Source organism: Companilactobacillus nuruki (assembly GCF_002872255.1).
Classification (GTDB): domain Bacteria; phylum Bacillota; class Bacilli; order Lactobacillales; family Lactobacillaceae; genus Companilactobacillus; species Companilactobacillus nuruki.
Map to the genome: position 1 here is coordinate 29972 of NZ_NIPR01000012.1, position 24039 is coordinate 54010.

General features: G+C 33.4%; 23 protein-coding genes. 14 read left to right on the plus strand and 9 right to left on the minus strand.

Annotation, left to right across the window (positions count from 1 at the left end; genetic code table 11):
* Window positions 1-32 precede the first annotated feature (32 nt).
* Window positions 33-785, plus strand: a complete 753-nt coding sequence (locus CBP76_RS05415) for an alpha/beta fold hydrolase (protein WP_102195924.1) — start codon at window positions 33-35, stop codon at window positions 783-785.
* A gap of 294 nt (window positions 786-1079) precedes the next feature.
* Window positions 1080-2432, plus strand: a complete 1353-nt coding sequence (locus tag CBP76_RS05420; RefSeq protein ID WP_102195925.1) for a M20/M25/M40 family metallo-hydrolase — start codon at window positions 1080-1082, stop codon at window positions 2430-2432.
* Window positions 2433-2547: 115 nt separating this feature from the next.
* Here CBP76_RS05420 and CBP76_RS05425 read toward each other — a convergent pair whose 3' ends face one another.
* Window positions 2548-4005 (minus strand): AMP-binding protein, encoded by a 1458-nt coding sequence (locus CBP76_RS05425; protein ID WP_102195926.1) that lies wholly within the window; start codon window positions 4003-4005, stop codon window positions 2548-2550.
* Between the two features lie 110 nt (window positions 4006-4115).
* On the opposite strand from CBP76_RS05425, the gene CBP76_RS05430 reads away from it, so the two are divergent.
* Window positions 4116-4484, plus strand: coding sequence for a hotdog family protein (locus CBP76_RS05430; protein ID WP_102195927.1), 369 nt, complete (start codon window positions 4116-4118; stop codon window positions 4482-4484).
* Here CBP76_RS05430 and CBP76_RS05435 read toward each other — a convergent pair.
* Together CBP76_RS05435 and CBP76_RS05440 are read right to left on the minus strand one after the other, a co-directional pair.
* Entirely contained in the window at window positions 4481-5002 is a 522-nt protein-coding gene (locus CBP76_RS05435; protein ID WP_102195928.1) for a DUF308 domain-containing protein, read from the minus strand. The two genes, CBP76_RS05430 and CBP76_RS05435, sit on opposite strands and share 4 nt — an antisense overlap.
* Window positions 5003-5470: 468 nt before the next feature.
* A complete protein-coding gene (locus CBP76_RS05440; RefSeq protein WP_102195929.1) occupies window positions 5471-5671 on the minus strand; it encodes an antitoxin in 201 nt (66 codons plus the stop codon).
* Between the two features lie 232 nt (window positions 5672-5903).
* Here CBP76_RS05440 and CBP76_RS05445 point away from each other — a divergent pair, with 232 nt between their 5' ends.
* The 3 genes from CBP76_RS05445 (at window position 5904) to CBP76_RS05455 (ending at window position 9409) form a co-directional block, all read left to right on the plus strand.
* Complete coding sequence (locus CBP76_RS05445) at window positions 5904-7268, plus strand: aspartate aminotransferase family protein (protein ID WP_102195930.1); 1365 nt, start codon at window positions 5904-5906, stop codon at window positions 7266-7268.
* Window positions 7269-7289: 21 nt separating this feature from the next.
* The gene (locus CBP76_RS05450) at window positions 7290-8744 is read left to right on the plus strand and encodes an APC family permease (RefSeq protein ID WP_102195931.1); all 1455 of its coding nucleotides are present in this window, start codon (window positions 7290-7292) and stop codon (window positions 8742-8744) included.
* 416 nt (window positions 8745-9160) lie between these two features.
* Window positions 9161-9409 carry a P8 family protein gene (locus tag CBP76_RS05455; protein WP_057891859.1) on the plus strand — a complete coding sequence of 83 codons (249 nt, stop codon included), beginning with the start codon at window positions 9161-9163 and terminating at the stop codon, window positions 9407-9409.
* Between the two features lie 186 nt (window positions 9410-9595).
* Here the strand turns inward: CBP76_RS05455 and CBP76_RS13140 are convergent, their stop codons facing one another.
* The 5 genes from CBP76_RS13140 to CBP76_RS05475 all read right to left on the minus strand — a co-directional run bounded on the left by CBP76_RS13140 (window position 9596) and on the right by CBP76_RS05475 (window position 12909).
* Complete coding sequence (locus CBP76_RS13140) at window positions 9596-9757, minus strand: hypothetical protein (RefSeq protein WP_156866621.1); 162 nt, start codon at window positions 9755-9757, stop codon at window positions 9596-9598.
* On the minus strand, window positions 9757-10128 hold the full coding sequence (locus tag CBP76_RS05460; protein WP_102195932.1) for a hypothetical protein: 372 nt from the start codon (window positions 10126-10128) through the stop codon (window positions 9757-9759). Before CBP76_RS05460 ends, CBP76_RS13140 begins: the two co-directional genes overlap by 1 nt.
* A 238-nt stretch (window positions 10129-10366) precedes the next feature.
* Window positions 10367-11209 carry an SLAP domain-containing protein gene (locus CBP76_RS05465; protein WP_102195933.1) on the minus strand — a complete coding sequence of 281 codons (843 nt, stop codon included), beginning with the start codon at window positions 11207-11209 and terminating at the stop codon, window positions 10367-10369.
* A 171-nt stretch (window positions 11210-11380) separates the two neighbouring features.
* Entirely contained in the window at window positions 11381-11839 is a 459-nt protein-coding gene (locus tag CBP76_RS05470; RefSeq protein WP_102195934.1) for a hypothetical protein, read from the minus strand.
* A 182-nt stretch (window positions 11840-12021) separates the two neighbouring features.
* Window positions 12022-12909, minus strand: a complete 888-nt coding sequence (locus tag CBP76_RS05475; protein ID WP_102195935.1) for a hypothetical protein — start codon at window positions 12907-12909, stop codon at window positions 12022-12024.
* A gap of 159 nt (window positions 12910-13068) precedes the next feature.
* Here CBP76_RS05475 and CBP76_RS05480 point away from each other — a divergent pair, with 159 nt between their 5' ends.
* The 6 genes from CBP76_RS05480 to CBP76_RS05505 all read left to right on the plus strand — a co-directional run bounded on the left by CBP76_RS05480 (window position 13069) and on the right by CBP76_RS05505 (window position 19682).
* Window positions 13069-13278: a hypothetical protein gene (locus tag CBP76_RS05480; RefSeq protein WP_102195936.1), complete on the plus strand. Its 210-nt coding sequence runs from the start codon at window positions 13069-13071 to the stop codon at window positions 13276-13278.
* Between the two features lie 17 nt (window positions 13279-13295).
* Entirely contained in the window at window positions 13296-13508 is a 213-nt protein-coding gene (locus CBP76_RS05485; RefSeq protein WP_102195937.1) for a DUF2922 domain-containing protein, read from the plus strand.
* 368 nt (window positions 13509-13876) lie between these two features.
* Window positions 13877-15328: a hypothetical protein gene (locus tag CBP76_RS05490; protein ID WP_102195938.1), complete on the plus strand. Its 1452-nt coding sequence runs from the start codon at window positions 13877-13879 to the stop codon at window positions 15326-15328.
* A gap of 158 nt (window positions 15329-15486) precedes the next feature.
* On the plus strand, window positions 15487-16458 hold the full coding sequence (locus CBP76_RS05495; protein ID WP_102195939.1) for an ABC transporter substrate-binding protein: 972 nt from the start codon (window positions 15487-15489) through the stop codon (window positions 16456-16458).
* A gap of 174 nt (window positions 16459-16632) precedes the next feature.
* Window positions 16633-17973 (plus strand): DUF3329 domain-containing protein, encoded by a 1341-nt coding sequence (locus CBP76_RS05500; RefSeq protein ID WP_281258464.1) that lies wholly within the window; start codon window positions 16633-16635, stop codon window positions 17971-17973.
* A gap of 11 nt (window positions 17974-17984) precedes the next feature.
* Window positions 17985-19682, plus strand: coding sequence for a hypothetical protein (locus CBP76_RS05505; protein WP_102195941.1), 1698 nt, complete (start codon window positions 17985-17987; stop codon window positions 19680-19682).
* Window positions 19683-19742: 60 nt separating this feature from the next.
* Here CBP76_RS05505 and CBP76_RS05510 read toward each other — a convergent pair whose 3' ends face one another.
* Window positions 19743-21437, minus strand: coding sequence for a glycosyltransferase family protein (locus CBP76_RS05510; RefSeq protein ID WP_102195942.1), 1695 nt, complete (start codon window positions 21435-21437; stop codon window positions 19743-19745).
* 98 nt (window positions 21438-21535) lie between these two features.
* Between CBP76_RS05510 and CBP76_RS05515 the strand changes: the two genes are divergently transcribed.
* Together CBP76_RS05515 and CBP76_RS05520 are read left to right on the plus strand one after the other, a co-directional pair.
* The gene (locus CBP76_RS05515; RefSeq protein ID WP_102195943.1) at window positions 21536-22552 is read left to right on the plus strand and encodes an acyltransferase; all 1017 of its coding nucleotides are present in this window, start codon (window positions 21536-21538) and stop codon (window positions 22550-22552) included.
* Between the two features lie 161 nt (window positions 22553-22713).
* A complete protein-coding gene (locus CBP76_RS05520) occupies window positions 22714-24039 on the plus strand; it encodes a DUF3329 domain-containing protein (RefSeq protein ID WP_281258465.1) in 1326 nt (441 codons plus the stop codon).

The following is a 24039-nucleotide window of genomic DNA, read 5'->3' on the forward strand; positions in this document are numbered from 1 at the left end:
ATTGATGATATTCTTATCACGAGGTGAATTATATGGTTAAGGTTTATCAACGAATGATTCAGGATATTCCGATTTTGGAAGTCGTTCAAGAACAATTGCACAAGGAAGAATTGCCCTTAATAGTTTTTTACCATGGTTGGCGTTCCAGTAAAGAATTAGTCCTAACACAGGCACGCAAATTAGCACAAAAAAATATCCGTGTTGTTCTTCCAGATGCAATGAATCATGGACAGAGACATACAGATATTTCTTCGATTCCTTCATTTACTTTCTGGAATAGTATTCAGGGCAATATTGCTGAGTTTTCATTGATCCGTAATTTTTATAGTAACCAACATTTGATCAAAGATCATCTGATTGGTGTTGGTGGTTATTCTATGGGAGGAATGACCACCGGAGCATTGTTAACTGCTCATCCAGAAATTAGAGCGGCTGCAATTATTATGGGTACACCAAATCTTGATGCTTATGCCAAATTAGTTAGAAAAGACGCTGTTAGAAGAAACATTTATATTCCGGAGGATATGGAATTCTTGACTAGTTGGATCAAATACTATGATCTTAATCAGCATCCAGAAAAAATTAATCATCGACCAGTTTTATTTTGGCATGGTACTAATGATCGACGAATACCGTATCAACAATCAAAGGATTTCTTTGATAAAGTTCATCAAACTGATTATGGAGAACAAGTTTCCTTTATTACTGGATATAAAGCTGGACATTTAGTAGAAACTAGATTGATGGATAAAATTGCTAATTTCTTTGAATATTATTTAGAATAAAACTGATACCGATTTATTGGCTAACCTATGTGGTTAGCCTTTTTTAGGGATTGTTTTGAATAAGATTATTAAATTAATAAGTCCCGGAATCGTTAAAACAATTTTATTTTCATGAACATTTTTCCAAGATGATATTAAAGATTAATTGCAACGCCTGTTCCTAATTATATGATAATAAAATAGAAAAAATTGGCATGATAGTATCTATCAACTAAGACAATTAAAATAAATAAGCAATTAGCGACAATGATGTTATTATCGAAGACAAAAGAAAAAGTAAAGAGGATCAAATAATTGGAAAAAAGAGATAATTTTATATTAGAACATCAGGCAGATTTTGAACAATTATTGTCCAAATTTATTGCTTTGAAAAGTGTCAGTGTTACCAATGAAGGTATTGATGAAACGGTGAAATTTTTGAAAGAACTTTTGATTGAAAAGTTAAAAGCAAAAGTGGAAATCATACCGACAATTGGACATCCGGTCATAGTAGCTAAAATGGAGGGTAAAAGTAGGAAAAACGTTTTGTTCTATGGACACTATGACGTAATGGTTCCAGGAGATATATCTGGCTGGAGGTTTGATCCGTTTACTTTGACTAAATCTGAGAAGCGTTTATTTGGGCGTGGAGTTGGTGATAATAAGGGACAATTATTAGCACAGATTTTTGGATTATACTCTTATCTAGAATTACATGGTAATTTTCCCTTTAATGTTACTTTATTTATTGAGGGCGAAGAGGAACAAGGCAGTGTAAATCTAAAACCAACGCTCGAAAAGATTGCTAAAACAAAATTACAACAAGTCGATACTGCAATTGTAGTAGATGGTGCCTTTGGTGCTGATGGAACTCATGTTTTACGAATGGGTAATCGTGGGGTATTTGCCTTTGAATTGATTAGTAAGACCGGTACACATGATAATCATTCTGGCAACCTAGGCAATGTTATGAAAAATCCTTTTGAACAGTTGCTGCAGTTTCTTGATAAAATTTATGATCATCGATCTGGTAAAGTTAAGATTCCTTATTTTTACGATGGAGTACTAGAAACAAACCAACAAGAGAAAGAATGGATTAAACAGTTACCATATAACAAAGGAGAAATTGAGAAACAATCAGGTATTGATTCATTAAAGATGGATAAAGTAACTTACTATCAAAATCTAATGTTCAAACCAACATTTAACTTTTTCGGAGTCACTTCAGGTTATCAGGGTAGTGGTGTCAAAACAATCATTCCTAACCAAGCAAAAATAAAAATTGATTGCCGCTTAGTAGGTGAACAATCAATTTCTAAGATAAAAAAAGGTTTGAAAGAAGTTTTGGGAGAGGACTTAAATAGTGGTAGATTACAACTTAATTATTTAGGAGCTGTACCACCTGAACATACACAAACTTCAGATGAACAAATAGATTGGATCTATCACTCAATCATTGAAGCAACTGGCAAAGCATATATTGAACCTTCAATGCCAGGAACAGTTCCTAATTATGTCTGGAAAGATATTTTAAAAGTTCCAGTCTTTACTATTCCCTACGCTAATTATGATGAGCATAATCATGATTTTAATGAGAATTTAACTGAGAACGCCTTTTTGGATGGGATTAGAATTAGTTATGAACTGTTAAATCAATATTCAAATTAAAAATAACCTGGAACAAAAGTTCAATATTTGACTGAAATATGACAAAAAAGACCTAGTAATCGTAGTTTGATTACTAGGCCTTTTGATACTTGAAAACTGAATATGTTTTATTCTTTTATATAACTTTATATTTTAAATTGAATAATCTGTTGCGCATAATTTTGCCACCAGTTGTTTTAGGAAATTGATTAAGCAATCGAAATTCTGTTGGAACTTGATAGCTTAGTAGATTATGTTGTCCAAATTCCTGTAGATCAGCACTAGTTAAAAAACTATTATCTCTAAGTGTTAAATAAGCAACTGGAATTTGTTCTCCATTAGATTTATGCTCACCAACTAGGCAAATATCAATAATTCCATTAACATTGTGGTAAACATTTTCAATTTCTTCAGGATAAATAATATTGTCACCACGATAAATCAAATCATCTTGGCGTCCCTTGAGGTAAAGAAAATTATCTTCATCCAAATAACCAAGATCACCGGTTTTAAAGAAACCATCTTTGGTAAATCGCTTATGGAATAATTGTCTTTTGTTAAGATAACCAACGGCAACAGTGGGCGATTTGACCTCGATTTGTCCGATATTGTCTTGATTGATATTTGTAATTCGAATTTGAGTAGTGAAGAATGGTTGACCGCACGAACCAATTTTGTTCTCAGCATCATCAAAGTTTAAAGCAGATATGTTGGCAGTTGTTTCTGTCATACCATATGATTGAAGAACAGGGATATTTAGCATGTTACAACGTAATAGGGTCCAGTTGTCAACAAGTCCTGTACCCAAGAACATGCAGCGAAATTTGTCATTATATTGTTGTCCCTTTGGTAAGGCGTTTATTAATTCTCGCAATAATGGCGGCGTTAATGAAATAATCGTAGCATGTTCGTTAATTAGTACCTTGTTGATTTGATCAGTATCAAAGTTATCAATTAAATAAACACCAATTCCGTATATGATTGAACGCATAATGATTGAGAAGCCAGGAACATTAAAAGTTGGTAAAGTAAGGACCCAAGCGTCATTTTTATTGATCCCTAAGTTTAAAGTAGTACCCATGGCTGAGTAAAAATAATTTCCGTATGTTAACATAACACCAGTATCTTTTTTATCTGCATTAGGAGTATAAAAAATTGAAACTACCTGATTAGCATTAAATTCAGATATGGGATGATATTGAGTACTAGGGTCTAGACTCAATATGTCTGATATCATAGTATGAGAACCGTTAGTTTTTAAAATATCCTTTGTGTCAGATGAATCGCTAATCAAGACAGTTTGGGGGTTACAATCATTAAGTTGGTAAGCTAGAGTTTTTAATGGTAGTCCCGTATCCAATAAGATTGTCCGTGCTCCCAGTTGTTGAAGTGCTAGAATGGCAACGTAGCCGTTAAAGCAATTATCAGAAAATAAGGCTACGGGGTCATTTTTACGAATACCGCTAGTAAATAATTTGCTAGCAAAGAGCTGAACGATCGAATTGAGTTCATTAAAGGTGAAATCCGCGTGTTCTAAGACCAAAGCAATTCTGTTTGGATCTAATTTTGCACGTTTAACTAACCAATTTTCCAAAATATGACCTCTTTTCCTTAAAAAATTTGATACTATTAAAGTATTATATTTTAATTGTATAACTTTTATACAAAAAATGAGCTAATTATTGAAAAAAACTGAGGTATGAAATGAGTTTATTAAAAGATTTAGGAATAGAAGTAGTTGAACAAGGAAAACATAAGGTTGTCTTACAAATGGATCTAACACAGGAACGATTACAAATGGAGAAGGAAAAGGCCGGTAGCATTAATTCTATTTTGTCTGAAACGGCAGCAAGTATCGGTGCCAATCTAAATGTTGAACCGGATGATTCGGCGGTTATTTTGGGAGTAAACCTTCATAATTTGAATGCTTTGAAACAAGGAAGATTGGTTGTTGAGGCTGTATCTGTTAGAAACGGAAATAATGTCCAAACATGGCAAACGACAACACATTATGAAAAGAGCGCTATTACTAATAGTCTCAGTACAATAACATTAAAAAAAATCCAGATCTAATTGCGATAGATTCTGGAATTTATAATTTCAAAGAAAGCTAATATTATTAAACTTAAACCAAATAATTGATAGATAAAAATAATTGTTTTAGAAGGGTTGAGAATAAAGACAATACCAGCAACCACTAAAAGTGCTGAGTATAAATAGTCCAGAAATGGAATTACGTGAACTCGTTTAGCCATTTCATGAGAATCTCGATACTGATTAATGCCATTGACTAGTAGTACAATTCCTAGAACTGGCGGAACTAATGTAACTAAAAAATGAGCTAAAAATAAAACACCTAAAGATAAGAACAGAGCTCCAATACCCAAACCAATGGCAATGTTATTCTCACCAGTAGTGCGACGGATGCTTAGACCATCGATGATAGATAAGATACCATAAATTGCTATATAACTAGAAACAATGTAAATTATGATGTCAAAACTTTTTATCGGCGCTACTACAATTAAAACGCCAGCTATTAACAAAAAAATAAACCGTAACCAACGGTAAAGTTGGAACTGTCTAACCATTACAAAATCCCCCTAAATAACGTATGTTTATATGATAACAGAAATTAATAATAAAGAAATTAATCAAAAGACAATAAGATTTAGCGTAGTAATACTACTTATAGTTTTTATTAGGGTGTAAGTAGTTGCCGCCTTCCACAAAAATTAAAATTTGACCGGAACGCCATGGACACGACTTGAAACTTCCACAAAATCCGCGTAATTTCCAAGCTTGGTCTTTTACTAAGCGAGAAAAACACTCGCTAAGTAAAATTTCATAACTGAGACGATTTTAATTCTTGCTCCAGACTAGATAACAGTTGTGTATTCTTTAATTAAAATAGTTTTAGCCAGTCAAAATAAATAGTCTATATTGATTATTAATAATGTTTGAAAAAACAAAATTGATATCAATATAGACTATTTTTATATATTTAAAAATTTAAAATGGAATCATTTACACCCTAACCAAGTTTAAATAGAAACTGATTAAAGCGGACAAAATTCCTTCATAACATATGTACTAGGAAAAGATTTGTTCTTATTTAAATATTTCTGGTAATTGGTTTTTTGATTAATCTCGTTATAGGCATCTTCTAATTGAGCCATTGTATATTTTTGAGTTAATTCACTTGAAGAGATTTTATAAAAGTTTGACATGTATTCTAACAACATTTTTTCATCATTCATGATTGTTAAATACCTCCGCCATTATGGTAGTTCCCAATATTATTATTAGCAACTTCTAAGAAATTAGAATTATTTTAATTTATTTTTAACGCTTACAATCATTGATAACACCTGATAAAAGAGAAATTCCTTGATTTAACAACGTTTAAAACTAAGAAAATTCTTGCAAGTAAATTAAAAAAATATTAAAATGACAATATTTCTAACAATAAAATAATTAGGGGGTGTCATTATGACAACGCAAAAATTAGATCATGATCACGAGGTGGATCATCGATTGATTGTGCAAGAGAATAAGTACTACGCCCAAGCCTCAAGAATCAATTATTATGATCTTGTCATAGAATCAGCACACGACTCAACGTTGATTGATGCAGATGGAAATGAGTACATCGACTTGTTGGCAAGTGCTTCGGCTATTAACGTTGGTCATACGAATGAGAAAGTCGTTCAAGCCATCCAAGAACAGGCTGAAAAACTGATTCATTATACACCTGCCTATTTTCATCATCGACCCGGACAAGAATTGGCAGAACGTTTGGCTAAATCGGTTCCTGGCGCTGAAAAACAAGTAGCATTTTCTAATTCTGGTTCTGAAGCCAATGATGCAATTATTAAATTTTCTCGTGCTTATACAGGACGTCCATATATTGTTTCTTTTATGGATTCTTATCACGGATCGACTTATGGATCAATGACACTTTCAGGAGTTAGTTTAAATATGGCTCGTAAGATGGGGCCATTGCTACCAGGGGTTGTACATGTACCATATCCTGATGTTTATCGACGATATCCTAACGAGACTGAGCATGATGTGGCACTACGCTATTTTACAGAATTTAAGAAGCCCTTTGAAAGTTTCTTACCAGCTGATGAAGTTGCTTGTGTATTGATCGAACCAATCCAAGGTGATGGAGGCATTAGAAAAGCTCCTGAAGAATTTATGCAATTGGTTTATGATTTCTGCCATCAGAATGGAATACTTTTCGCCGTTGATGAAATCAATCAGGGTATGGGAAGAACTGGAAAAATGTGGAGCTATCAAAATTTTACTGATATTGAACCCGACTTGATGTCAGTAGGTAAGTCATTAGCTTCAGGAATGCCTTTGAGTGCTACTATTGGCAAAAAAGAAATTATGGAAAGCCTAGATTCACCTGCCCATGCGTTTACTACGGCGGGTAACCCCATCTGTTGTGCTGCTTCCATGGCGACCTTAGATGTTTTGGAAGATGAAGATTTGCTTGAAAGGTCAACAGTTGAAGGTGCATATGTGGAGCAAAGATTCCAAGAGATGCAAAAACATTACCAAGAAATTGGCGATGTTAGAATGTATGGACTCGATGGAGGAATTGAACTAGTTAAGGACCGTGAAACAAAGGAACCAAATCCTGATTTTGCTAACAAAGTTATTTACTATGCATTTCAGCACGGAGTCGTTATTATTACCTTGAAAGGTAATATTTTAAGATTTCAACCACCGTTGGTGATAACACGTGCTGAATTGGATCAAGCGTTAGATGTTTTGGATGACGCTTTTGCCGCTGTAGAAAATAATCAAGTAATTATTCCAAGTAACGAAAAAATAGGTTGGTAAATCAAGAGGAGTGTATTTTTTATGAGTGATTTTTTTAAACGTTTAACCTTAAAAGAAGATCCGAGTATATATGAGGACAAAGATTCACATTTAGTTAGAGTTTTAACTGTTAAAGATTTTCTAGCTTTGGGTGTTGGTACAATTGTTTCAACCTCAATTTTTACTTTGCCAGGGGTTGTTGCAGCTGAGCACACTGGTCCTTCGGTTGTGTTCTCATTTATTGCTGCGGCGATTGTTGCCGGTTTGGTGGCATTTGCCTATGCAGAAATGGCGGCAGCTATGCCGTTTGCTGGGTCAGCTTATTCTTGGATCAATGTTATGTTTGGTGAATTCTTCGGTTGGGTCGCTGGTTGGGCCTTGCTAGCCGAATACTTTATTGCTTTAGCCTTTGTTGGATCAGGATTGTCTGCTAATTTTAGGGGACTTTTGGAGCCGTTGGGGATACATTTTCCGAATGCAATTGCTAATACATTTGGTAGCAATGGTGGAATTGTCGATTTAGTGGCTGTTGTTGTTATTGCTGCGGTTGCGTGGCTGATTTCACATGGTGCCAGTGGCGCCGCTAAAGTCGAAAATGTTCTAGTTATTTTAAAGGTTTTAGCTGTTATAACATTTATTATCGTTGGTTTAACAGCCATTCATGTTGAAAACTATGTTCCTTTTATTCCTAAATATCGTGTTAATCCAGATGGAACAGCCTTTGGTGGCTGGCAAGGAATTTATGCAGGTGTGTCAATGATCTTCCTATCATATATCGGATTTGATTCTATTGCTGCTAATTCTGCTGAAGCCAAAAATCCAGGTAAAACAATGCCTCGTGGTATTTTAGGTTCATTACTTATTGCCGTTGTTTTGTTTGTTGCTGTTGCTCTAGTTCTAGTAGGAATGTTCAAATATTCTTCATATGCTAATAATGCTGAGCCTGTTGGTTGGGCTTTGAGACATGCAGGACATCCAATTATTGCCAGCGTCATTCAGGCTATTGCTGTTATCGGTATGTTTACTGCTCTAATTGGAATGATGTTGGCCGGATCACGATTAGTTTATTCATTTGGTCGTGATGGAATGCTTCCAAGTTGGTTGGGAAAGTTGAATAAGAACAATCTTCCTAATCATGCACTATTAGTTTTATCGATCGTTGGTATTTTGATTGGTGCTTTCTGTCCATTCGCGTTCTTAGCTCAATTGATCTCGGCTGGTACTTTGATTGCCTTTATGTTTGTATCACTAGGAATTTATCCATTGAGAAGACGTGAGGGAAAAGACATTGCCATGCCAGATTTCAAAGTTCCTCTATATCCAGTATTACCAGCACTTGGTTTTCTTGGTGCCTTAGTAATTTTCTGGGGACTTGATATTCAAGCCAAGATGTATGCAGGTATCTGGTTTGCCATTGGTCTAGTGGTTTACTTTACTTATGGTATTCATCATTCTACTCTGGGCAAAAAGAATGCTGCTGAAAAGAAAAATAAATAACGAAGTAAAAAAGAGGAATCACATATTCGAATGAATATAGGATTCCTCTTTTTTTGTTCCATTTATATTTGTATTCAGAATTGTAGTTTAATTGTAAGGAGAAAACTAGCAATTTTGTTAACCAAGAATAGAAATATGAAGGGTGACTTAAACTTAATCACTTGAAAGCCACAACCTGACGATTGCGGAATTTAAGTATAGCATGATTGTAAGTGATAAGATACTCAAAATTCAATCGAATTTGTTGTATTTTATGTGTTAAAAATTAATTTATTTTTAAAAGTTAACGATATTAACTCTTATCAGTGAAAAGATAATGCCAATTTAAAAAATCATAAAAAATTATGGGCATTTAGTGTGTCACTTTTTCGGATTAGAACTATAATAGGTCTTGTAACTAAGGAGGTTGTTGAATTATGGCAGAAGTAGATCCATCAAAGATGGCTGATGCAGCCATTGCAAAAGAACCAGAAGTATTGAACCTAAAGATGAGTGAGGCTTTCGACTGGAGCGATGATGATACAGTTGTTCGTGACGCAATCTGGGATTATTTCATGGAGAACAACAATCACGATACAGTTAAGACAGAAGAAGCTGAAAAACCATTCCTCGATATGAAGGATGAAGAAGTACGTGACTTTGTCGAAAAAAACCTTAAAAAATAAATCTTTAATTTTCCTTTAGACATCCGATATGAGGTGTTTAAAGGATTTTTTTTTGCATTTTTTTCAAATAAATAGATTTAGTTAATGTATATCATGACATTATAGATGTGCTTATAATTTTTTTGTGATCTTCTGAAGGATTAGGCGTATGGAATGGTAAAAAGCGGTAATACCCCAAATAGGATACTACCGCTTTCTTTTATTATTTTCATAAACTAAACCGACAACATCATCAACGGCATCAAATAAGAAATCCATCACGCGTTGTTTAAATTTTTTGCTAGTAATAAAACTAGTCATTTGTCGATCAATAAATTTTCTAACTACTTTAGGTGTTCTTTTATCCATTATTTCATCTGCTTTCTCATTTTTTTATAGATCTTTTTGAGAAATTTATTTTTAGTATTTTTTTCCAGATGATCATAAGCCAAAAAGTGTAATTCTCGTTTGGAAAGATTGGGATGTTTAGCTAGTTCTTGTCCTAAGAAGAAGTATAACTCTTGGGGCTTTAGGTCAGTATCACGGGTGAATTGATCCATACGTTTATTGACACCATTAGTGATCTGCTCATGAATTGCACTATACATCATTCCATGAGGCAATAACTTCTTATGTGTTTGAATCTCGTGATCGACGTGTAATTTGAAATGTAACTTAGCTTCTGAATTAAAATCGTCGATTTTTTGAGTAACTTTGGCTAAAGCGTTATTTGTTTCCAATCTTTCCACCTTCATTCTTATAAATCAATTATAAGATTCTTAAGATGAAATGTAAAAAGTGTACTAAAAAAGCCTCCGTAACAGGAGGCTTCTTCTATATTAGGGAGGAAGGTTATATTAGCTTGTTTATTATATATTAATAGGTAGTAAAACAATTAATTCTTGTCTACCAAGTATTATATTAAACGGTAAATGTGAAGAAATTGTGAAATACATAAAAAAATATAACTATTCCCAATTATTGAGTAACAGATGTAGCGAATTCTGGTTCACTAGCAGCATTGCTTTGTGAATCATTTTGATTCAATTGCATATTTGAACTTGGTGCCCATTCATTGTTTGAAACTTGATAGAATGTATAGCCATATTTGTTTTGAACTACTTGACCGACTTTCCATTGGGTACCGTCTTGTAATTGACGTCCTGAGAAAGAGTCCATCGAAGTATCATAAACATCAGCTGGACCGTTCACAACAGTACCAACTAGTGGTTCTTGAGCAGTTTGCTCACTAGTTGTAGCTGTTGTGGCAGTTGCAGTGGCAGATTGAACAGTTAAATCATTAGCAGCGACATATTCATCTGTTGCAATTTGAACATATGAAGCGCCATTAATAGTTACTGTGTTACCAAGAGACCAAGAAGAACCAGCTGGAATAGTAACACCAGAAATTGCCTGGCCTTGACTATTTACCACAGCTGAAGCCCACTTAGTTATTCCAGTTTGTCCAGAATTAGCCACTTGAGCGTATGCTGTATTAGCTTGTGTTTGTGCTTGTTGCTGAGTATTAGTAATGTTCAAACTATTAGAGGCAACCCATTCATTGGTAGCAACTTGATAATAAGTTACACCATTGATTTGTTTAGTATCGCCCAGTTTCCAAGAACTATTGTTTGGAAGAAAAGCACCTGAGATAGTTTGTCCCTGATCATCAACAAGAACACCGCTACCGTTAACAGTACCAACTAAACTACTTTCCGTTGTATCTGCCGCACTTACGGTTTGAGGTGACAAATTAGACAGAACAGTTGGTGCTATTAAAAGAGCCAATGCCGAGCCAATTAGAGCTTTATTCTTTTTCATCGTTTAACCTCCTCGTCTTATTTTGCGGTTCATAATAAACCTATAATGCAAATAGAATTTGCGCAATGGATTTAAGAAACAGTTAAAAGAAACATTAGTATTTCTTTAGAATTACTAAGTAAGTTTAATTGAAGAATATGAAAAAAGATTGTCTTTTGTTTGATGAATTATTTAATTCAAGAAACTAGAGAAATCAGATGCATAACCCTTGATAGAGAATTTATGATAACTCTTTAAATCACGATCATCCAGTTTGACGATTATGGAATTAGTAATAGTAGCTTTTTTGGAACGGATAGTAGGTTTTATTTTATAAATTAAGCCATATTCAGAAGGCTTTTTCATTTTATAGACATTGATAGAAACATTTTGATAGTTCTTCCAATTAAAGGGACCATCTTTTTTGTCGATGGCGACTCGAGCCATTTTAATGAATTGTTTCTTTTGGTAGTCGTTTAACTTGTGAGTGTCTTTGCTTTCCAAAGTTATTTGGTTACCAGATGAATAACAATAAGGTGCCGAATGATAGTTACGATATAACTGAGGAATTCCAAATGCCCCTAATAAAATCAAAATACAAGCAATCCAGATGGCTCTGGTCGTATGCTTTTTTACTTTTTCTTCGGTCATGATGCCTCCTGTAAAAGTAGTGTTAACTTAAATATTATAATACATTTGAGCGTTGACTAATTGTGAAATTAATAAGGAAAGCAATAAAATTTATTGGCTTAGCAATCGATTCTCCATTAAAAATAGCCTCAATGAAAGTAAAACCTTCATTTGAGGCTATTATTGTCTAAAGAATCATAATATTAGTTTCTGATTTTAGCATCAGATGGTTTGATAGTTGTTCTACCATCAGCGTGAGCATTCTTGATAGCACGGATAATATCGTTATCGCTCCAGGCACCAACTGTCTTAACACCTTGGTCAGTCAATTGTTGTCTAGCTTTGGCAATATCATCGTCTGTGATTTCTTTACCATCAAGTTTTCTTGATTCGACATCGAAGTCACCCTTGGCCGCTGGGTTGTCACTTTGATCATCAGATGAGTTTGATGAACTATTTGAGTCGGTTGAGTTATTACTATTATTACTGTCACTGGAATTGCCAGTCTCATTAGTAGCTTGAACAGAAGAAGCAGGTAATGATTGTAGTAGAGTATTAGCTTCATTATAAAGGTCTGAGTAATACTTACCCTTGATTCCCTTAGCCTTAGTTACTTGTTCAAGCAATGAACGAGCTTGATCGTTAGTACCAGCCTTGATCATTGTTTTGGCATTCTTGATATCTAGTTTGTAGTTACTACGATTTAATTGAATCTTTTTAACTTGAGCCAAAAGAGATTTGGCGCGGGATGTCATCTTCTTATTACCGTTATCTTGTTCCTTGGCAATAGTCAAAGCTTTTTTGGCATCTGAGAATTGACGCTTGTTCATGTACTTTTTAGCTTTTGCTAAGTTGTCAGCTTGTTTCTCAGAAGCTGTTGCCTTGTCAGTCTTTTTAGCTTTAGCAGCGGATTCGAAATGGTCAGCTGCAGTTGCATATTTTTCATCGTTAACTGCATTGTTCCCCTTGGTCATTTCGGTATTATATGTGCTGTTGTTATTGTCGCTACTCTTAGTTGATGATGACGAATTACTGCAGCCGGCTAGAACTAATGCCAAACCTGTTGTTGCAAGTAATAGTGCTTTTTTCATTTTCAAATTCCTCCATATAAATACTGCCAAGATTATAACATGTTCCAGTAAATTCAAAAAAGTATTTCCGTTTTTGAAGGTCTCACTCGTTACTATATGTGTAAGTTACTTAAGGCGGCCGATAAGTTCTTACAAATAAAAATAATGAGGTAAGTAGTAATGGAATGGAAGAGAACATCAATAATCGTGACTATGGGAAATGACATGTATCCTGATAATGGAATCAAGCGCTTTACGTTTAATAATATCGTGGCTGATCCCACAAAGGAACAAATCAAACAATTTGTAAGTGGTTTACTACTATTATCTGATGGGGATTCATACCTAGGTTCAGAAATCGTTAAACATAACATTCAAAGTGCTGAATAAGAAGGAGAGTAATTAATATGAAGAGACTACAATTAAGATTCAAAACAGCAGAAGGCAACAAGAAGAACTTAGTATTAAGCTATGTAAAATCTGATCTTGACCAAAAAGTCACCCAGGAAGCTATGGAAAAGATTAGTGCCAGTAAAATTTTTGAAAAGGATACTGTCGAACTATATAAAGAAATCCTTGGTGCCAAGTATATTGAACGCGTTGAAACCGAAGTATTTTAAAATTATTCAGTATTTAGACAAATTAATTAAAATTTTTAGAGGATAAGACTTGAGCCTACGACATAATTCGACTAGAATATGAGTAGGCTCTTTTGGATGAGCTGAATATTGTCGAACATGTTTTTTGTAATGCTTTGTAATAAATACGCAATTTTATAGCTTTAATAAGTCATAAAATTGTAATTTATTTATAAAAAAATGGTTTTATATTACAGAATCGTGATATTTAATACAGAAATGTTACAAATATACATAGTTTATGATTTTCAGTTGATTCATAAGCCAGAGTTTCATATAATGGTTGTCAGTGGGATAGCCCACTAATAATTAAAATAATAAATTCTTGTAGTCCAGGGGAGGATTATACATTGAAAAAATCTATTAAATATGCAGGAATCGCTGCTGCAACACTTCTAACTGTTGCACCTATCGCTGCTCCTGTTGTTTCAAACGTTACAACTGTTAAGGCTGACTCAAGTGATGCACAAACAGATGCATCAACTATTAATAATGCTGTTTCAAACTTCCAAGATCTATACTCAGATAAGGATGCTTCAACAGTTACAGATGTTTCTGACATTGATCTTGGTAATGATGTTGATTTTGCAAAATTCAATACTTCAGCAACAAATAAGTCATTGACAACTAAGACACTTTCAAGTGAAGATGTCACTACATTGTCAAATCCTGATCGCGATGCTAAAGTTAACGTTACTGCTGCAACATCAAAGGGATCAATTACAAAGACTGCTGATTTACAAACAATCTTGAAAGATAATGATTACCCAGCTGTTACATTTACTATTACTTTGAACTATAAAGATATCAATGGAAACCGTCAAACAAAGACTGCTACTGTTGTTGCAAAGAGAACAGATCAAAGTGATATCACAACTTTGAAGGCTACATATAGTACACCACTTAACGTTGCTTTAAACTCAAAGACAACTACATCACAATTGATTAGCGCCGCTAATGTTTCAATCAAAGATCAAAACAATGATGATATTACAAGTGGTGATGTAGAACCTACATCAAACTATTACTACACATATAGTGCAGCAATGGCAAATGATGACTCTAAGACCGTTCAAAATCTTGATGGTACAGATGTAATCAACAGTAAGAATGAATTCGTTAAGGCTGGTACTTATTACCAAGCAATTACTGTTAATGTTACTGCTGATTCAGCACTAGCAACATATCTAAAGGATTATAATTCAGATCCTACATCAAACCCTGTTTATATCAACGGAAAATTGGCTTCAAAGGGTTATGATTTCTCACTTGATAGTGATACAGCTCCTACAAAGATTACTTTTGTACGTACAATCAATGTTGCTACAAGCACATCTGACTGGACTGTTGAACAAAACAAGGGTATCGTTACAACAAAGAGTGACAAAGATTCATATACTTTGAAGAATGATGACAACGAAACTATCTCAGATCGTGCATTGGCTAAGAACTCAGCATGGGTTACTGACCAAAAACGTACAGATCAAAATGGTAATGTTCAATACCGTGTTGCTACTGGCGAATGGATTCCTGCTGAAAATGTAACATTCTCAGACAAGACTGCTGACACTGGTTACACTGATGTTAAGGCTTTGAATGGTAAAGTTGCTACTGCCGGTCCTGCTGGTTACTACTACCCACTATTCGATGACAATGGCAAACAAATTTCTAACCGTGGTGTTAGTGGTTTGACAGAATGGTACACAGATAAATCAGCTGTTAATGCTGATGGAGTAACTGTATATCACGTTGCTACTGGCGAATGGTTACAAGGTACAAACGTTACTTATACTGCATACTAGGATTCTAGTTGTTAAGTAAAGTCAATGAATTTAAAGACTCGCGTAAGCGGGTCTTTTTTTTGTACAAAATTATAATTAAGAAATGCTAATAATCTGGTATAAAGTTTGGAAATGCTTTATGATTAGTAAAGATACTTAATGAAAAAGGGAGTTTTTTTATGTCACGTAAGTTGAAAAAGATTAGCATAATTATTGCTACTGTTCTTTTAGTTCTAAGTTCATTATCCTTTACCAATTTAATTACTACAAAAGCTGCGACGGCTGCTGGTAGTGACAAGATAACGCTTGGAGTTACTAAGAATACGGCATCGATACCTGCTTTGATGGCTAGCAGTAATAGTATTTTTTCTAAGGAAAATCTATCCGTTGATGTAAAGACATATGATTCAACCAGTCAATTGAATGAGGCAATTAATAGTGGAACCGTTAATATTGCTGTGACTGACTTGGTTAATTATGCATCTTTGATTAATGAAAAAAGCAACAAAGGTTGGAAGTTGGCAGGGACTTTGCCTGGCTATAACGGTTTAGTTGCTAATAAGAAATATAAGAATATTAAGAGTCTTAAAGGTAAAACAATTGCCCTTGATAAAAAGGATTTCTCAAAGCAATATTTGTTAAATGTTTTAAAGAAAAATAAGATGAAGGCTTCAAGCGTTAAGATTCAACAAATTGATTCACAATCAGATAGGGTTAGTGCTTTAAAGGATGGTACTGTTGATGCAGCTGTCTTAGAGGATCCAATGATGAGTAATGCCAAGTCTAATGGTGGTAAGATTCTTAACCGTCAAAATATGAAGGCTGATAATGGTAATGTACTTATTATTAATAATAAATATTCTAAGAGAAATGCTACAGCTATGACGATGTTCATTGATTGTTTAAATAAAGAAATTAAATTACTCAATGATAGTGGTAGCTATGGTATGGCAGGAACTGTCTTGAATAGTATGAATTATGATACAAATGCAGCCAAAGTTTTAACTGGTTTGAGTGTTGATTTCAAGAAAGTTCATAAGATTAAAAAAGCTGATTTTAATAAAGCATTCAAGTATGCCAAATCTCATAAACTCTATAAGGGAAAGATAAGTTATAAAGCTCATACTTTAAAGATTACAAATGTTAAGTAATAATGATATAAATAAATAATAAAAAGTCGGTTTAGTAATTATTGAGAATAGTTACTAAATCGTTTTTTTATGTAATGGTCTAAATAATTTTGAAAACAGAACATACAATGCTTTATACTTTTAAGAGACAGATTATCTAAGGGGGCTTTCATTATCGAAGAATTTTGGCTAAAAATCAAAAAATATCGATGGTCGCTAATTATTTTGACGATTATCTTCTTGATAATGTTATTGCTTAATTTAAAAACATTGTATGTAGCGGATGATTATGTTTATCGCTTTGTTTATCAATCTCCAACACCGACTGATGTTATTCATCCAGAACGAATAAACACTTTTTTAATTCCATATTCAATGTGGAATCACTATCTGTTATGGAACGGTCGTTTTGTGGCACATTCGATCGTACAATATTTTATGCAATTTAATAGTAAAGTGCCATTTGATATTTGTAGTAGTTTGATTTATGTTTTGTTAATTTTGTTAATGAATAAATTTTCAACTAAGTTATCGAATAGGTCAGATAATGCTTGGATACTACCTTTGATTTTCTTCTTTACATGGTTTTATATTCCGTATTTTGGTCAGTCTGTTTTGTGGCTATCAGGATCGGGTAATTACTTATGGATGAGTATTATTTATCTGGGATTTATTCTGTTTAATCTGCAAGATAATCGATTCAATATGTCCAATTCAATTATTGCAATTATCTTGGGATTTTTAGCTGGAGCTACTAATGAGAATTCGGGTCCAGCCGCAGTTTTGATTGTCTTATTATTTATGTTGAAGCGATTTATTCAGGATAGAAAGATCAGTCTGGTTTCAGTTATCGGTGTTATTTTTAGTGGGATTGGTTTCATTTTAATGGTTATGTCACCGGGATCTCAGAAAAGAGCAGCGGTACATCAGACATGGGAAACGATTCAAAATAACTTTACTGGTATTTATAAATTAACGTTTGGTAAGTGGGTATGGATTTACTTATTGATAGCAATGCTGTTGATTGTAGCGATTTTGATGAAAAGAATAACTAAGGATACTTTCTGGTCTGTTGTTATTTTTTTGATAGGTCACATGGCAGCTGTTTATTCGATGGCATTTTCACCAGAATATCCAGAAAGAACCTTCTTTGGAGGAGTTATTTTCTTAGGGATTGCTTTATTCATCCTTTTATATACAATATTGGATGATGTTAAAGTTCCATTAGTTATTTCAGCTGTTTTAGGAATTGCCTTTTTATTCAGTTTTTGGCCAGCATATCAGGATATTAATTTAAGTTACCATCAGATGCAGGTACAATATCACATTATTTATAAGGCAGAAAGAACTAAAGAAAAGCATGCTGTAATTCCTTTAATGACGATGCAAAAGAGCAAGTATAATGCTAATTATGGAGTTATTGCTTTAGATACACCACCGCAGGCTTTGATGAACCAATGGGAAGCTAAGTTTTTTGGAGTTAATCAAATAAGTGGTTACCGGGTTAATAAATCGGCTACTGTTTGGTTAAAATAAGGGAGTTTACGATGTTGAAGGATCTTCATAAGAAGTATCAGCTATTATTAATAGTGCTATTTTATTTAGTTATCTCGATTGTCATGTATGGATTCTACAAACGTAGTTTCATTTGGGCTGGCGATGATGTTTATTATCAATTCCAGAGAATAATGGGATTGCCGGCTAATTATAAAGATGGCATTCTGTATTCAAATATATCACCATTTAACTTTGGAACCTTTGGTTATGGGGTTAATATTTTTTATCCTTGGTTAACTTTGATACCGTTTAATATTGCTTTTTTGATTTTTGGAAGTTGGATCAGTGCTTATTATAAGACTATGCTGTTTTATTTTTTTGCTTCATTGATGATCAGTCATTATTCAATGAAACGTTTTTCTGGTAGTACTAGAATGGCAATATTTTTTGCCATTGTTTACAATTTTAGTACGTATCGCTTAATTGAGATGTATACCAGAATGGCATTAGCGGAATATTTAGCTACCATTTTTCTACCGCTATGTTTTCTTGGATTTTATGAATTATTTTTTGGTGATGGTAAACAGTGGCAACCGCTAGCAATAGGTATGTCATTGATCATACTGTCGCATATATTGTCAGTCTTCTTGTGCTTGATCATGTTTGGTTTAATAATGATATTATTCATGTTTAAATTAAAGTTTAGTAAAGTAAGATTAATCAATTTTAGCAAAGCTGTGATTGCGACAATTGGTTGTACGTTGATTTTTACGGTACCATTTTTACTAGAAGAGTCATTTCAGAAGTATGGGGTTCCTGACAGACAAATTCTTCAAGGGCAAAACTTGCAAAAAGTTATTATGGCTAGTTTGGAGGACAATAGCCTACAGGTAATGAGTAGGGGCACTTATAATATTGGTTCGATATTATTGATAACTATAGTTTTAGGATTAATTTTGTTCTTAAAACTGCCTCTTTTATATAAGAATATCTATATTACATTTGTACTGACGTTTATTTTAACTACAGATATTTTTCCTTGGAAAGTATTTCAAAATACTCCTATTGAGGTTATTCAATTCCCATATCGTTTTTTTATGTTTGTGACGCTGTTTGGCACGGTAATAATGGCCTGGATTCTTACTTGGATTGCTCATAAACTTTCGTATAAGTCATTCTCAGTAATGGTGTTGTTGGTAGCCTTAGTGACAGGAGGACTATGGATGAATTCGATTTCAAGATCTTCAGGTAAGCGTTTAGGTAACCCACAAGCGGGAATTACTGAAGAGATGATTAAGAATAATAAAATTATTGATACCTATCTAGAGCAATATGTTCCAAAAAATTCTCAAAAGATGTTGTATACGAAGACTAAGCATCAGATTAATATTAATGGTTCATCCATGATTCAAAAACCTAAGGCTGTTGGAGATGGTAATGACTTTTATATTACTAATGTAAAAAAAGGTGATGTCATTGACTTACCATTTGTTCGTTACAAATACACCAAAGCCAAGTTTAATAATAAACAAGTTCCAATCGGGCTGAGTAATCGCGGATCGGTTCAAATTATTGCGCCTAATAATGCAAAGAGTGTTACGATTCGTATGTCTTACGGGAATCAAAGATTGTCTAATATAATTTTCTTATTGACTGTGGTGTCTTGGATCTGGGTACTTGGTTCAAAGTGGTTTGTTGAGACGTATAGATTTTATTTAACGAAAGATGATATGTGGATAGAATTATAATATATCAACAAAAGGGCTTGTAATTACTAGTTTTGTACTAGTAGTTACGAGCCCTTTTAATTAAATATTTTCTTTTTTGAAACTTTTAATCAACTTAAGGTCTAACTGTTTAACTATTAGACTGGCAATGATAATTAGTAAGGATAGGAATGAAGTACGACGTGCAAACTTTTGAATAGTAGTTTCAAAGTAATCTACAACGACTTTGCCCTTTCCGTTGATTGTAACCTGAGCCAGATTATTATGTGATTTGTCCATAGTTAGTTTTGAAACTTTACCGACAGATTGCTTAGATTGAAATCCATAATAACCGATAATTGGTAAGTTTACTTTAGTATTTTTGGCATTTTTAAAGTCGAAGCTAAGTCGAGTTCCGTATTGTTTGAAATTACTGATATTGGCTTTGCCAGTGATGATCTTAGGCTTGTGAGATGCTGTTTGTAATTTATCAAAATCAGTATTGATTGGAAGATATTCATGGCCAGCACCAATACTATAAGGTGATGGTTGATTATAAGTTGCATATGGGACATAGGATTGTGAGCTGCTTGCTAGACGATAAATTGATGATAAGGTTAATAAAAATGTAAAGGAAATGAATACTATCTTCAGTGCTCTAGTATTTATAAATTTTAGAGGATCATAAGCAACGAAAACTGCTAGAAGGATGGTTGAAATCATATAGAAACGCCAAGGATATTGGATTGATTTCAACATCGTAGTGTTTAAGATGAACCAAGGGAAAACTTTACTACTGCAAATGAACATGACAACACCGATGATTGCAAAGTGTTTAACAGCCCTATTTTGAATTTTTTTGTAGGAGATAAGTACAATTATCGAGGTCAATAGCATGATTAATCCAATTGAAGGATCAGTTATGACATTGTTGAGGCTGTACGTGAAAGCATCAGAAAAATTAAGAGCTCCAGCGGGAAGTATTCCTTTGGATTCTGTCAATACGAATGTTGTATGTTTCATTTGTTCTATCATAGGTAAGAAATATGCGATACTTAAGAAGCCTGAACTTATTGTTGCCCAAAGTAGCGAGAGCAATCTTTTGGGATGCTCTTTTAACTCACCTATTTGAAGAAGACCAACTGCAATAATTAAAATAGCAGTCAGTATTGGAGAGATAGCATGAGAGTAAATAATAGCAGTCATGCCGAAGGTTAGGTATAACCAATTCTTGCGGTTGCCATAGAATATTTCATATATTCCTAAAACGGCAATTGGAAGGAAAAGAAATGCTCCGACCTCACCTAAATCATGGCGAAATAACAAATCATGTAAACGATAATTAGATAATGTGTAAATAAAACTAAAGACCAAACTGTTCCAGTATTTTTTTTGAATTTTATAGTAACAAAGAAATGAAACTACAAAAGTAAGAAAATTTAAAAGAAGATAATATCTGATAATTGCTTGAGAAGCTGTATATCCCATGACTCGCATTATTGCGACTGGATAAATCAAGAAGTCTGAATAGAATATACTAGAAATATAACCGAATCCATCCAGAAATGACATATTTATGAAAGGAAAATATTGATGTCGTAATAATGAATAATATAATCCTTCAATGCGCATCATATGAAAACGATTATCGCTTGACCCAAGAAAGGTCCAAATGGAATCATTTTTGAACTCAGTTATATAAAGTGAAAGATAACTAACAAGTGCAAACAATACTGCTGTAGATAGTATAATAGTTGTATACTTTACATACTTATTTTTTTTTAATGAAAATGTCATGAATAAATCACCTGAGGAGTCCTTATTTTTTGCTATATTAAGTATAGCAAAGTTTATCCTTGTGGTTTGGATGATTTAAATTTATTAAGGGGATTATTTTGAAGAAGAAAAGAATTGTATATATTGATGTGATTCGTTTATTTGCGATGTTACTGGTGATATTGGCACATTCATGTGCCGCCGTTTTGGGGCATCCAAGTAATAGTTTAAATTGGAGAGTATCTAATGCGATGGTTTCAATTACTAGTATTGCCGTACCATTGTTTTTCGCAATTAGTGGAACAGTAATTTTGAACAGTTCAAAAACCACAAATCTTCAATACTTATTTAAACATCGTTTGGTTAGAATTGTAATGCCATTTGTGGTTTGGTCAGTAATCTCAGCATATGGTAACAGTATTAACACTACTTACATAAAATTAAATCCTTGGGATTCAATCATAAATATATTTCATCAACCAGTATTAGTGACATATTGGTTCATGTATCCGTTGATTACACTTTATCTTTTGTCTCCTTTGATGAAGGCAATGGTTGATCATACTAGTACGAAAGTGTTGGATTATGCATTGTTGCTATGGTTTATTTTTATAATTTTTTTACCAGCAATTGTTCAATTTACTCCTAAGTCATTTGGAGTTTATTTTCATAGTTATTTTCAATCAAGAATAGTTGTTTCGGAATGGATAGGTTATTTTGTCTTAGGGTATCGATTGACGAGAGAAAAACATGCGCGAATAAATCTTTGGATTATCATCCCGATTATTGTGATATTTTTGATGGAAAGAATTTATATCAATTTCTTAACCTTAAATGGATATGAGAATTATTTAAATATTATTTCAGAAATCATCTTGCCGATTTTAATAATATTTGTTTATATGACATTTCAAGCCTTAGAATCACATTATCCTCACTGGTTTGCTAAGTTCATTGAGTTTATGGCACCACTGACATATGGAATATATTTGATGCATGGTATTACAATTTTAACCTTGCAAAAATATCTTGGTTATACGAATTACTGGATGATTTTTGGTATAACGGTAGCAATTACTGTTGTAGTAATTGGTATCTTGAGTAGGATTCCAGTTGTTAAAAGATTATTTACTTAGAAAAGTATCCCTGAAGGGATGCTTTTTTATTTAATAATAATTTGAGAGAGGTGGGAATTCCTTTAAGAATAGATTATAATCTTAGATGTTTAAACGAAAGGGGTATCGGGCTGCTTAGTTTGATATTAGGGTGATTTATTATTAAGGGCGCACTGGGTAACCTGTATTTTAAAACAAAGAAAAATATTTTATCTATTGGGATACTTACTATTGTTTTTGCTATTGTATTAATTTTAAATTTAAAAACGCTTTATGCGGCGGATGATTATATCTATCGTTTTGTTTATCACACCCCTGGTGTAATGCCACATATGGAAAAAATAACCACTTTGACGATTCCGTATTCAATGTACAATCATTATATGAATTGGAATGGACGTTTTGTGGCGCATTCGGTTGTGCAATATTTTATGCAATTTGATACGAAGTTAGTATTTGATATTTGTAACAGTTTGATTTTTGTGGTGCTATTACTATTGATCAATAAGTTTGCTACTAAGTTATCAGGTAAAAAATATAATGTGTTCATATTGCCTCTGATTTTCTTCTTTACTTGGTTTTATATACCATATTTTGGTCAAACAGTATTATGGGTATCTGGTTCAGGTAATTATTTATGGATGAGTATTATCTATTTGGGTTTTATTTTATATAATTTGACTAATCGTGACTTGACAATAACCAGTGGTATTATAGCTGCAATTCTTGGCTTTTTGACGGGAGCAAGCAATGAAAATTCAGGTCCAGCAGCAGTCTTGATTGTGTTGCTGTTTATGATTAAACGTTTTATTCGAGATCATAAGGTTAATCTCAATTCAGCTATTAGCGTTATTTTTAGCGGAATTGGTTTTATATTGATGATGATGTCACCAGGCACTCAAAAACGTGGGGAAATACATCGTACTTGGAAGTTGATTTCGGATCATATTCAAGGGATTAATATGTTTATAATATCTAAGTTCTGGCTGGTGTATCTGTTAATAGTGATTCTACTCGTAGTAGCAATTATTATGAAAAAGATTAGTATGGATGGAATTTGGTCGGTTGTTTTCTTTGTAATTGGTCATTTTGCAGCTATTTATGCAATGGTATTCTCTCCAGAATATCCTGCAAGAACCTTTTTTGGCGGAGTGATTTTTCTAGGAATTTCCTTATTCATTCTGGTGTATTCAATATTTAGCGAGATGAAAGTAACACCTTTTGTCGTATCTGCAGTTCTTTCGATATGCTTTGTCTTTAGTTTCATACCAGCTTATCACGATATCAGTATTAGTTACTATCAAGTTGAACAGCAATATAAGGCCTTTAATGCTGCTAAAAAGGACGGATTAAAAGATGCTAGAGTGGCACTAATGACTAAACGTCAAAGTGAATATAATGCCTATAATGGCACGCTAAGCCTTGATGAGAGTTCAAAGTCTTGGATGAATGTATGGGAAGCTAAGTTTTTCGGTATTGATAAGATCAGTGGTTATTATCAAGATTAA

Excerpts from the sequence above, each read along its gene's own strand:
- CBP76_RS05465 (WP_102195933.1), bottom strand. The coding sequence starts at position 11,209 with ATGAAAAAGAATAAAGCTCTAATTGGCTCGGCATTGGCTCTTTTAATA.
- CBP76_RS05470 (WP_102195934.1), bottom strand. The coding sequence starts at position 11,839 with ATGACCGAAGAAAAAGTAAAAAAGCATACGACCAGAGCCATCTGGATT.
- CBP76_RS05485 (WP_102195937.1), top strand. The coding sequence starts at position 13,296 with ATGAAGAGACTACAATTAAGATTCAAAACAGCAGAAGGCAACAAGAAG.
- CBP76_RS05415 (WP_102195924.1), top strand. The coding sequence starts at position 33 with ATGGTTAAGGTTTATCAACGAATGATTCAGGATATTCCGATTTTGGAA.
- CBP76_RS05450 (WP_102195931.1), top strand. The coding sequence starts at position 7,290 with ATGAGTGATTTTTTTAAACGTTTAACCTTAAAAGAAGATCCGAGTATA.
- CBP76_RS13140 (WP_156866621.1), bottom strand. The coding sequence starts at position 9,757 with ATGGATAAAAGAACACCTAAAGTAGTTAGAAAATTTATTGATCGACAA.
- CBP76_RS05495 (WP_102195939.1), top strand. The coding sequence starts at position 15,487 with ATGTCACGTAAGTTGAAAAAGATTAGCATAATTATTGCTACTGTTCTT.
- CBP76_RS05475 (WP_102195935.1), bottom strand. The coding sequence starts at position 12,909 with ATGAAAAAAGCACTATTACTTGCAACAACAGGTTTGGCATTAGTTCTA.
- CBP76_RS05480 (WP_102195936.1), top strand. The coding sequence starts at position 13,069 with ATGGAATGGAAGAGAACATCAATAATCGTGACTATGGGAAATGACATG.
- CBP76_RS05445 (WP_102195930.1), top strand. The coding sequence starts at position 5,904 with ATGACAACGCAAAAATTAGATCATGATCACGAGGTGGATCATCGATTG.
- CBP76_RS05505 (WP_102195941.1), top strand. The coding sequence starts at position 17,985 with ATGTTGAAGGATCTTCATAAGAAGTATCAGCTATTATTAATAGTGCTA.
- CBP76_RS05455 (WP_057891859.1), top strand. The coding sequence starts at position 9,161 with ATGGCAGAAGTAGATCCATCAAAGATGGCTGATGCAGCCATTGCAAAA.
- CBP76_RS05510 (WP_102195942.1), bottom strand. The coding sequence starts at position 21,437 with ATGACATTTTCATTAAAAAAAAATAAGTATGTAAAGTATACAACTATT.
- CBP76_RS05440 (WP_102195929.1), bottom strand. The coding sequence starts at position 5,671 with ATGAATGATGAAAAAATGTTGTTAGAATACATGTCAAACTTTTATAAA.
- CBP76_RS05430 (WP_102195927.1), top strand. The coding sequence starts at position 4,116 with ATGAGTTTATTAAAAGATTTAGGAATAGAAGTAGTTGAACAAGGAAAA.
- CBP76_RS05435 (WP_102195928.1), bottom strand. The coding sequence starts at position 5,002 with ATGGTTAGACAGTTCCAACTTTACCGTTGGTTACGGTTTATTTTTTTG.